9 protein-coding genes are annotated in these 10,398 nt (G+C 39.0%); 6 read left to right on the plus strand and 3 right to left on the minus strand.

All coding sequences use genetic code 11. The features are described 5' to 3' along the window. Positions 1-1,121: 1,121 nt before the first annotated feature. From EJP82_RS25915 to EJP82_RS25930, 4 genes are read left to right on the plus strand one after another with little or no spacing between them, the layout of a single operon-like run. On the plus strand, positions 1,122-2,432 hold the full coding sequence (locus EJP82_RS25915; RefSeq protein WP_127194972.1) for a primase C-terminal domain-containing protein: 1,311 nt from the start codon (positions 1,122-1,124) through the stop codon (positions 2,430-2,432). 27 nt (positions 2,433-2,459) lie between these two features. Continuing rightward, positions 2,460-2,939, plus strand: a complete 480-nt coding sequence (locus tag EJP82_RS25920) for a hypothetical protein (RefSeq protein WP_127194973.1) — start codon at positions 2,460-2,462, stop codon at positions 2,937-2,939. Positions 2,940-2,961: 22 nt separating this feature from the next. Then, on the plus strand, positions 2,962-5,433 hold the full coding sequence (locus tag EJP82_RS25925) for a helicase HerA domain-containing protein (protein ID WP_127194974.1): 2,472 nt from the start codon (positions 2,962-2,964) through the stop codon (positions 5,431-5,433). 4 nt (positions 5,434-5,437) lie between these two features. Further along, complete coding sequence (locus EJP82_RS25930) at positions 5,438-6,220, plus strand: replication-relaxation family protein (RefSeq protein ID WP_127194975.1); 783 nt, start codon at positions 5,438-5,440, stop codon at positions 6,218-6,220. 439 nt (positions 6,221-6,659) lie between these two features. Here EJP82_RS25930 and EJP82_RS25935 read toward each other — a convergent pair whose 3' ends face one another. The 3 genes from EJP82_RS25935 to EJP82_RS25945 all read right to left on the minus strand — a co-directional run bounded on the left by EJP82_RS25935 (position 6,660) and on the right by EJP82_RS25945 (position 8,540). Beyond that, on the minus strand, positions 6,660-6,992 hold the full coding sequence (locus EJP82_RS25935) for a YolD-like family protein (protein WP_127194976.1): 333 nt from the start codon (positions 6,990-6,992) through the stop codon (positions 6,660-6,662). After that, positions 6,989-8,206, minus strand: coding sequence for a DNA polymerase IV (locus tag EJP82_RS25940; protein WP_127194995.1), 1,218 nt, complete (start codon positions 8,204-8,206; stop codon positions 6,989-6,991). The genes EJP82_RS25935 and EJP82_RS25940 overlap by 4 nt, the downstream gene beginning before the upstream one ends. Before the next feature lie 109 nt (positions 8,207-8,315). Then, positions 8,316-8,540 (minus strand): helix-turn-helix domain-containing protein, encoded by a 225-nt coding sequence (locus tag EJP82_RS25945; protein ID WP_170220306.1) that lies wholly within the window; start codon positions 8,538-8,540, stop codon positions 8,316-8,318. Positions 8,541-8,858: 318 nt separating this feature from the next. Here EJP82_RS25945 and EJP82_RS25950 point away from each other — a divergent pair, with 318 nt between their 5' ends. After that, entirely contained in the window at positions 8,859-9,659 is an 801-nt protein-coding gene (locus EJP82_RS25950; RefSeq protein ID WP_127194978.1) for a hypothetical protein, read from the plus strand. A gap of 36 nt (positions 9,660-9,695) precedes the next feature. Beyond that, on the plus strand, positions 9,696-9,998 hold the full coding sequence (locus tag EJP82_RS25955; protein ID WP_127194979.1) for a hypothetical protein: 303 nt from the start codon (positions 9,696-9,698) through the stop codon (positions 9,996-9,998). Positions 9,999-10,398: the final 400 nt, after the last annotated feature.

Consider the following 10,398-nt stretch of genomic DNA (forward strand, 5'->3'; position numbering starts at 1 on the left):
AAGCAGCAGCTCTCATAGATGAGTATCGATCGAACAGCCGGTGGAGAGCTGCAGGAGGTAAAGTAAAAGGATCTGACTGAAGCGGATCCAGGAGCGTTCCTGGAAGCCAAGATAACCCCTGAAGAGAATCAGCAGCTCTCGTAGGTAAGTATCGATCGAATAGCCGGTAGAGAGCTGCAGGAGGTAAAGTAAATGGATCTGACTGAAGCGATCCAGGAGCGTTCCTGGAAGCCAGGATAACCCCTGAAGAGAATCAGCAGCTCTCATAGATGAGTATCGATAGAACAGCCGGTGGAGAGCTGCAGGAGGTTTTTAAAGTAAATGGATCTGACTGAATCGATTGAAGAGCCTCCCTGTAGGCCAGGAAAAGGACTGCAATAATCGAATATAAATTAAAGATAAATTAAATGATTTAAGTTTTGAGGGTTATTTAAGTTCTTTATGGAAAGTCGAATTAGGAGGATGTTTGGGAAGAGATTTTTTTTAATAATAACATTAGTAGAAGTAGATCTTACTAATAAAAATAGTACGATAATATAAGAAAATAACCAGTAATACTGTGGATAAGTATTGATATTAACAGTTAATATTAATATTAAATATTAACTGAAAGTCTTTATTGTAAATTGCTTAAATTAGTATGCAAAAAAATATACAAAAAAATATATGTTTTTTTTGTAATGTGGATAAAATATGCTTTTTTTTTTGGTTTTACTATGCTATGATGTGGATAACTTAATTTAGTTCGTTGAAAAAAAAATAGCCATTGAAAAAGCGGCTAATTTAGAGTGGGGACTCTTAAATTAGTTAGCTGAATTCAATCGATCTCCAGTCGATGAATCAGTGCTTAAACAATGACCGTGGTATATTTAAATTAAATTTACCATATCGTCATGTTTTTTTCAAGTACATATAAAGCCTTGATTCGTCTGGATGTGGAGACGATTCAAGGCTTTTTTTAATTGCTGAATTAAGTAAATGTTACTTAATTTAATTTAAATTATATGTCGCAATATGTAGAAAAAATGAAAAACAAATATAGCTTTCAGAAATTCTAAAAAAATAGAATGTCTGAAGGCCTACTTTCTTATTGTCATTTTTAATAGAGAGGAGGACAAGCCATGCAACTAGAGAGGGCTTCAGTTAATTCATTTTTTGAAACGCTAATTACTAGTGAAGTTCCAGGTTTTCGTTATCTATGTGCTTTAGATCAAAATAACCGGCTCGTAGATTTCGAGGTCCAGGACAAAGATGAAATAATATCCTTCGCTGATAAATCTCGCTGGTTTACTCCAAATCTATTTAACCTAAAACATTGCGGTAGAACCAAGAAAAATGTCCAATACATAAATGCTTTCGTAATTGAATTTGACTGTTACTTACCAAGTGTATTAGACGTTATCGATCGTATAGAGGAATCTGGATTGGAGCCTCCACATTTCTTGATTAGGTCTAAGACACCTGGACACTGGCATGTATATTGGATTATTGACCCTATCCCAGCATTCTCTAATGTTAAGGTACACACTGAGCGAATTACAAAGTATATGGCCAATACTATGGGGGCAGATGTACAAGCAGTTGGAGTTGAGAGATGGTTTGCTGTACCCCATAGCGATATATATAAGTATGCTCCAAGTTCAAAGTTTTATACCTATCAATATTTTAAAGATTGGTATGAAACTAATTTCGAATTCAGCACAAGTAAAAATCAGCAACCAACCAGGAAGAACGGAAAGATTCTAAAAATGGACGTTTTCGGGCATCCAGCAATAAAGAAACTTATGCAAGGATTTTCTGTTGGCCAGCGTGATCATGCGTGTTTTACATTAGCTCTGTTATTTTATTCCCAAGATTGGTCTGAAGAACAAGCCTTAGATGAGCTTATGGATTGGAACAATAGGAACACAGAGCAGATGAGTAAAAAACAAATTATAAAGTGTTTAAGAAGTGCCTACTCTGGCAAATATAAGGGACCCAAATCAGAATATGTAGAGTATCTAACAGGTATTCCTTTCAAGTTGCAGATTATGAGAGAATACAAGGGAGAGAGGACCTACCAAAAGCTATATGATATTCAGTATAGAATTCTGCAGCTAATACGTAAGGAAGGTACGCTAAAATTAAGTCAATCAGATATTGCAAAAGCTATCAATGCACCGCTCCGCTCAGTAAAAAAGGCGATAAAAGAGCTAATAGAACTAAAACGTATTAGGAAAATTGGTGGTGGGACTGGTCCTGGTAACAATGCATCCTATAAATTGGCTAATAGCACATGGAAAAAGGCAAAAAATAAGAAAGTCGTACCACAAAATCAACATGCACGGTTCATAGAAACGAATGACGAACCGAGCGCTAGAGAGTCCTTAGGATCTGTAAGCTTAAATGGTGCAAATGCCCTTACATCCTTTAGTACAGGTCCTCCTGGTTGAACTGTGGATATCTTGGGAGGTTGTTTTATGCGTGTTGCGTTGTTTGGGGATATTTCTTGTTATCCTTCGTTGTCTGGTGTTCCCTGGTTCCCTCTAGTTCCTGGTGACCCTTTGGTGGGGGAGTTTACCTGTGTGGTGTATCTTTCTACCGACGCTGAAGCTATCTTACCCTCGGACTCTTGGTTTGCTTCAGCGTCTTATTTTCTTTCTGTTGGTGTACCTGTGTTCTGGTGTGTTCGTGAACATCCCTTGTGGTGTAGGAAAATTGAAGCTGAGTTGGTGACCCTGGGGGCGGTGGTAGTTTGTCCGACTCTGGATCCGGAGAATATTGTTGCCGCAGTAGGTGATTTCTTATTCCCCGTTCCAGAAAGTGTTAATGCTGTCTACAGTCTACGTTTTGATAGTTCTCATTTACCTGAGGATTCTATAATAATTCAGTATTTGAGTACTCTGGACGATCCGGAGGATTGGATGAAGTCGGTGATTCGTGAGCATATCTTAAAATAGTATTTTTAGGAGGTTGGGTTGGATGGCGATTCTGAAGAAGATGACTACCGAACGATCGTTGTACCGTTACCTTCAGGTGATACCGCATAGAGATACCAGGTCAACAGTTAGTTTAGTTCAACAACTTATGGAGTTATTATATGGTTTTAAAAGGCCACAGCTTGAGGAGTTTTCGAAAGGGGCAGTTTGGTTCAGACTATTGATTCATCGGAGTTGTGAGGGGAAACTGAAGTTTTATTTTGGATTTCCTGAAGACAGAACTACCGGAATCTATAGAGTATTGAATATGTTATATCCAGGTATAGAGCTTGTTGAGGTTTCCCACTCTGAGCTACCTTTTACCCTCGACGACAGAATTAAAGAGGATAAAGTTGTTGGTGGATTTATGCGGTCACTGGATGGAGACCGTACTGGCTTTGCTTTTAAAAGTTATGATGGGACCTTTGGATTTGAGGATGTTTTATACTCGATGGGTGATGAGAATACTTCCGAGGTATGGTTGGATATACTTCTGTCACCTGTTCATCAAAAGTATATTCAGAAGGATATTAGAGATAGTATGAAATCACTTGAACAAAGTACTGGTTCCTCGTTTCTTGCGTCGGCTGGTCTTTCAGCTGGAGATTTTGCAGCAGCCTTTAAGGGCCAAGATAGTCGCTCGGCAAAGGTTGCTACACAATCGAGAAAAAAAGTAGATTTATTGCCTGAGCAGAAGGAGAAACTTAAAGCTTTGAGTCAGAGATTTACTGGAAGAGAGCCAATATTCCACAGCAGTATACAGATATTAATTCATGGCAATCATCCGGATGCTCAATTACAAACAGTGGCTTCAACTGTACGAAACATGTTTCAGCTTGATAATACTTTACATGTTGTTAAGAAGAATAATTTGAGTAAATTTCTATTTCGTTCGATTCCTCAACCTATGAATAAAATTGTTATGACTGGCCCAGAGTTGGCCAATATTGTTAGGCTGCCTAATGGGGAACACCGTATTTTTTCTCGGGTACCACATATTGAACGTGGCCAGAGATTACTAAAAAAGAATGAGCTGCAGACTGGTATACATATAGGACATGTTGATCATCCAGCTGAATCTAAAGAGAGATCAGTGAGGATACCAGTAAAAGAAATGCTGAAGCATTTTGTCTTAACCGGGCAAACGGGATCAGGTAAATCATCGATGTTAATGGAGATAATGGATGCATTAGTTCAAGACTTTATTGATCAACCAAAGAGTGGAATTGGTTTTACTTTATTTGACCCAGCTCAAGAGACTGCAGCAAGCGTATTAAATCGATTAAGATTTTATGAACAGCAAGGAAGACCCGTTGATTGGTCAAAAGTTCATTATTTTAATTTTTCACAGGAAAAGTATGTTTTACCTATGAATTTGCTGCATAAAGATCCAAAGGAGTCTATTCATAATTTATCTGCAGAAGTTTTGGAGTTAATAACTTCTGCCTTTGGACCGGCACCACAAATGGAGAGGATAACACGTAACTCTCTTATAACATTGTTAAGCGATCCGACAGTACCACATAGTATTCTTGGAACAATTCCGTTACTTATGAATGAACGCTTTCGAAATAGAATTGTGCCACGTTATATTGCAGATGACTACATGGTATCTCAATTTTGGTCCTCAGAATTTCCTGACCTGGCTCAGAATACGAAATCCTTAATTGGGCCACTACTTAACCGGCTATCGGCTATACAAACTAGTGCCGATACCCGTAGAATGTTTGGGCATCACGAAATGAAGTTACAAATAAAAAAATGGATGGATGAGGGGCATATTGTTCTCTTTGATATCAAGGGTTTATCAAAGAGTGCTCTAAAAATTTGTGGTGGATTCGTGGCCCAGCAGTACCATAAGGAAGCTCAGAAAAGAGTAACTGGTTCTCGTGCTCATTTGCTGATTTTTGATGAGGCACATGAAACCCAATATCCTGTTCAAGCCACTATTCAAGCTAAAGACCGTAAGCATGGTTTAAGTTTGGGATTATGTACTCAGTTTATTGATCAACTAGAAAAATACTTGGTGGATAACATCACTGAGAACGTTGGAAATATATTTTCCGCACGGCAAGGCCTTAATTCTGCGAAGGTTATTGCAAAAATGACAAGTGGCAGCTTAGATACAGACACATTGCAGGGCCTTCCAGATAATAAAATAGCGGTATATACATGGTCCAATGTAAATGGTGAGAAAAAGAGAGCGACTACTACTGTTCGTTGCGCTCCTCCGTATGTTTATAGACCAGATGGATCGGGTAAATGGGCTGATCATGAGAATTCAGTAGAAATGGAACAAGCTTTCAAATGGGGACTTCAAAGAGGTATGACACTATTAAAAAGGGATGGTATTTTAGTAAGCGAGGTAGACGATAGCATTTCAACATATTTAAAAACTGGGTATCCTAAGTCTTCGGATCCGGATCAGAATAAACCTACGCCTCCTCCAACTAAACAAGTTAGAAACTGGGAGTGATAAGATGCTATTTAAATGGGTAAATCATGAACGACTTACCAGGATTGAACAACTTCAGAATATTATTTATGATATGGGAATTGCTACTGCTGAACAGCTAATGTCGATAACAGAAATGAAGTATGATAATTTAAGGTACCATCTGCATAAAATAAAAAATTCCGGAAGGGATATGCTCAGAGTTTATTATTTACCGGCAAGATTAGGGGTACCAAAGAAGGCAGCCTATACGCTAGGGGCAGAAGCTATTCGGTTAGTCTGTCAGATGCGATCGGCTCCGGAAACGGCAAAAGTTATTACATCAGCCATGATGAGTCACCATATTGGAACGAATGATATTTTATTCAGAGCTAAAAATCATTGTGATAGTGAGCGTATATCGCAGATTGAGTGGTTCGGTGAAAAAATGTGTGCAGAAATGCTTTATATGGAACTCCTGGAGACTAATCCAGAAGAAGCTAATAAGCCTGGGTTTGGTAGACAATTAAGGCCAGATGCTAAACTAAAAATTGGCGAAATGCAGTACTTCTGCGAATTTGATAATGATACGGAAAATCCTAGAAGAATTGAAGAAAAATATCGTAAGTATATTGAACTACATGGAAAAATTAACTTTAAGTACCCTATCTTGTGGATAGCAACACATAAAAAAAGATGTTCGGTTCTGGAATCAAATTGGCACAGTTTGCTATCGTCATACACACATCTAAAAAGCCGGCCTCAATCATTATTTGCCGTAGCTGGAGAAGAAATAAAATACTATCCTTTCCGGAAAAGGAACACATAATCATCATTTAACAATGAACTAACATAGAACTAACAAATGACTAACAATAGACTAACGGTAATAGCTGGAATACCAGACAACACAGCATAAAGAAGAACCAACTTGTCTCCTACAGAGACATTATTTATTAACTATATTTTTTTAACCAAACAAACATAGTAGCAATATCATCATAAACTGAAAAATCTGGCGCTCACCTTCAACTTCGTGCTTACTCATTCATTCTAAAGAATAACCCATAAGCAATTTAAATATTTTATATATTCCTCTTGTGCATATTAAAAAAACGATAAATATTCAAAGAATTGGACCTAAGAAAAATACACATTTACATTGAAGAGGGGGTAGGGGGTGTCTAGCATGATTCGTCCCCTCTTCCCTGATCATTTCGATTGAAATGAAAGAGGTCCCGGAATAAACCGAGACCTCTTTCAAATGCTTACAAGCAAACGATTATATCGTCTATCTTAATCCATTGCCATTCATCCACCCCGATGGCCAGTTTAATCTCTCGCCTATACGTCTGAACAACTGTAACAATTCCACGTAGCTCAATATTTTGATACTCGTCAAACAGCCATATAGTTATAGAACGATGATCTCGGAAAGACTTAGCAAGCAGCTGCTCGATCTGGTGTATCTCTTGTTCGTCTAGATCGGGCTTTTTTTTCTTCGAGTAATCCTTTTTGCTCTCCTGAATCATCTCTTTATGTTGGGGCAACATCATACGGCTCGATTCCCAGAGTCCATTGCCTTGTAGTTTTTTGCTCATTTGTAATGACCTCCGATCTTGCTCGCCCGATCAATAGCCTGTCCTGCAGATGTCAGCGAAGCAGCCCTTAAAATTGCCGTATCTCCGAAGCGATCCTTGATACTGTCCATAACTTTATCAATTGCACGTAAGTGGTTTTTGTCATCGAATAGAGTGATTTGGTAAGTCTCAGCGGCAGTGAGCCCCGATAACGATATACCGACTCTGCGTACTGGCTGACGATCCCAATTGATATAAAATAACCTCTTTGAAGCTTCATAGACTTCTTGAGTTAGGTTTGTAGGATCCTCCAGTTTAGTCTGACGATGGAATCCTGTATGGTGGTCGAAGTCAGCTCCAGATATACTAAGTGAGACAACACTTCCCATTAATCCTTTTTTTCGGGCTCTCCTGCAAACCTCAGTACAAATGTCTTGAATTACAACCTCTATTTCCCACGCCTCTAGGTAATCCCTGGGAAGGGTCATTCCGTTTCCTATATCCTTCTGAGTGTTGTGGCTTACGGTGCTAACCGGGGAGTCGTCCATACCGTTTGCAACTCTCCAGATCACTTCACCATTAACACCCCATTTGCTTCTTAGTCGCCCTAAAGGTGTCTTTGCCAGGTCGCCAATTGTGTGAATCCCCATTTTATAAAGATGTTTTTCCATGCGAGATCCAATGCCCCACATGTCTCGGGTCGGCTTATGCCATATGTGCTGGTCTAGCTCATCTTTTTTTAGAAAGAAAATACCCTCTTCATTTTTTTTCGCAATCATGTCGCAGCAAAGTTTTGCGATGATTTTGTTTTCACCAATTCCAGCCCGTGCGTAGACGTTTGTCTCAATCAATATTTTAGTTTGAATTTGTCTAGCCAGGGCAAAGGGATCGTTATTATAGAAATGAAGTGAGCCTGTCACATCAGCAAAAAGTTCGTCGATTGAATATGGTTCTACAAGGTCTGTAAACGACTCGATTATTCTTTTAATCTGCATGGATGTTTGGATATATTTATGCATGTGAGGTCGCACGATAACTAGATCTGGACATTTTTGAAGAGCCTGCCATAACGCTTCTGCAGTTGTAACTCCGTAAGCTTTAGCCAAAGGACAAGCAGCTAGTATGATGCCAGATCTCCTGGCAGGGTCACCCGCTACCGCAAGTGGTCTATTTAAATACTCAGGATGAGCCGCCTTTTCTACTGACGCATAAAAGGACTGCATGTCGATAAGCATTATTGTTCGTGATTTTTTCACTTAATCGCCTCCGCAAAGTACGAACGTTTGTTTGTATTATATGCGAACGTTAGTTCTATATGCAATGGAAAAAAATAGCCACTCTGGCTTATGCCTCGGTGGTCTTTTTGTCGTCTATATATTCGATTAAGTCATTTACGCTCTCGATCCCTAATACTTCCATAATCTTCTCCAAATTTTCCACAGACCACCGTTTAGATCGGTTCTCCATCATATCGTCTATACTATTCCACCGTATCCCTGTGGCTTCGCTAAGTTGTCGAGCGTTCCAACGCTTTTCAAACATTACTTCTCTTAGTTTAAGTTTTAGCACGTCAATCACCTCAATCACAATATACATCATTTAACGTTTATATTCAACATGTAAATAGAATATATTCATCGTTTTAAGTTGACATACAACGTTTAACGATGTATAATTAAAGTATAGAAAGGAGGAGAACAAGAAACATGAAGGATTGGGTAACACTCCTAACGGCTATCACGGAGGCAAAGAAAAAAGGAACCAAACACCAGCGCCCACGCAAGTGAAAAAGTTCCTTCGGAGGGGTTACCGCCCCTCCACCCAATCTTAACATAAATGGTTTGTTATATACAATCTGCTGGCGAGCTTACGCAGGAGGGGAGTTACATGACTGAGATTATTCCATTGGACACAATGCTAATTCATCGATCGAATTCCAACAGTTTTGGAGGGACTAGAGGTAAAAATAGTGAAGCTTCATATCTTGCTTATTGCCAGAAAATACTCCAGTGGCCTATTGCAGAAACCAAGAAGGAAAAATTACTCAACGAAGCACATAAACGATACTCTGAGATTATTAAATATGAAGCGCAACATGTCAGCGTTATGGTTGCTGGACCAGCAAATTATAATGCACGTAGACTGGATAAAAGCGAACAAGTTTTGCGTCTATCCGCTGAATTTTGCAAATGGTTTGAAATAATCAAGAAGCAAGTAAACAACGGCACGATGGATGATGTAGAAACAATAGAGAATAGAAAAGTTTCCCGTCTACTCGAAATGATTACGTTCTGTGATAGCAAGATAGGATTCGACCCAACATCTGACCTAATGAAACTGGCATTCGCTGATAATGCAAAATTTATAAAGCTCTTTGAACAACTTCAAAGCAAATATAAATGGAGAAAAAATAGTAACATTTATAAGCTGTATCTTCGTTCCACATCTGGTGAAGTTCAAGAAATCAAAAAGGAAGTTGTTTTTCAAGACGACAATTTCTCTACCTATAAAGAAGGGGATCGGTACTATATTAACTTTGTCATGAAACCTAAACGTCAGTTAATCGTGGCACTTAGAAGCCGGGGCTGGTGGTGGAACGCAAGGGTAGGTGCATGGAGTACTTACTTAAATAAATTCAACCACGAATGGGTAAGCGGAATTAGCCAACAGTATGAAAAATACATATAGCACCGGGGCTTCGGCCCCCTAAGGGGGATAATGGATATGACTACAAAAGCAAAGTTAAAAGCAGTATTGAAGAAACTGAATGCTATAAAAGAAACACTCCCAATCGGAGAGCTAGAAAACCTTATTGGAGAGATTAAAAGTGAAATACTAGAACCAATTGAAGAAAAGCTTGATAATCTATCAGAAAAGGATCGCTTAACCGAAAAGCAAGAAGAACGTCAAAACACTTTAGAGGAAGAACAAAGCACCTGGGAAGATATTGTCTACGATATAGAGACTTTCAAAGAAACGATTGAGGAAATTGATAATCTTATAGAAGTTATCGAAAACATTGAATAACTACAATTAGGAGGGTGTAACAGTGGATAGATTTACACCCGTTGAACATTAATAATAAGAACAACAAAAGGCCCACCGACCAATTATGGTTAGTGGGCTTTTGAGGTATCGATATAAATTCGTGTAGGGATAATAGCAACTCATAGCAGCTCTCATAGATGAGTATCGATCGAATAGCCGGTGGAGAGCTGCAGGAGGTTTTTAAAGTACATGGATAGGACTGAAGCGGATCCAGGAGCGTCATGGAAGCCAGGATAACACCTGAAGAGAAGCAGCAGCCCTCATAGATGAGTATGGATCAAGCAGCCGGTGGAGAGCTGCAGGAGGTTTTTAAAGTACATGGATAGGACTGAAGCGGATCCAGGAGCGTCATGGAAGCCAGGATAACACCTGAAGAGAA

This window comes from Paenibacillus anaericanus, assembly GCF_003994475.1.
Taxonomy (GTDB): domain Bacteria; phylum Bacillota; class Bacilli; order Paenibacillales; family Paenibacillaceae; genus Fontibacillus; species Fontibacillus anaericanus.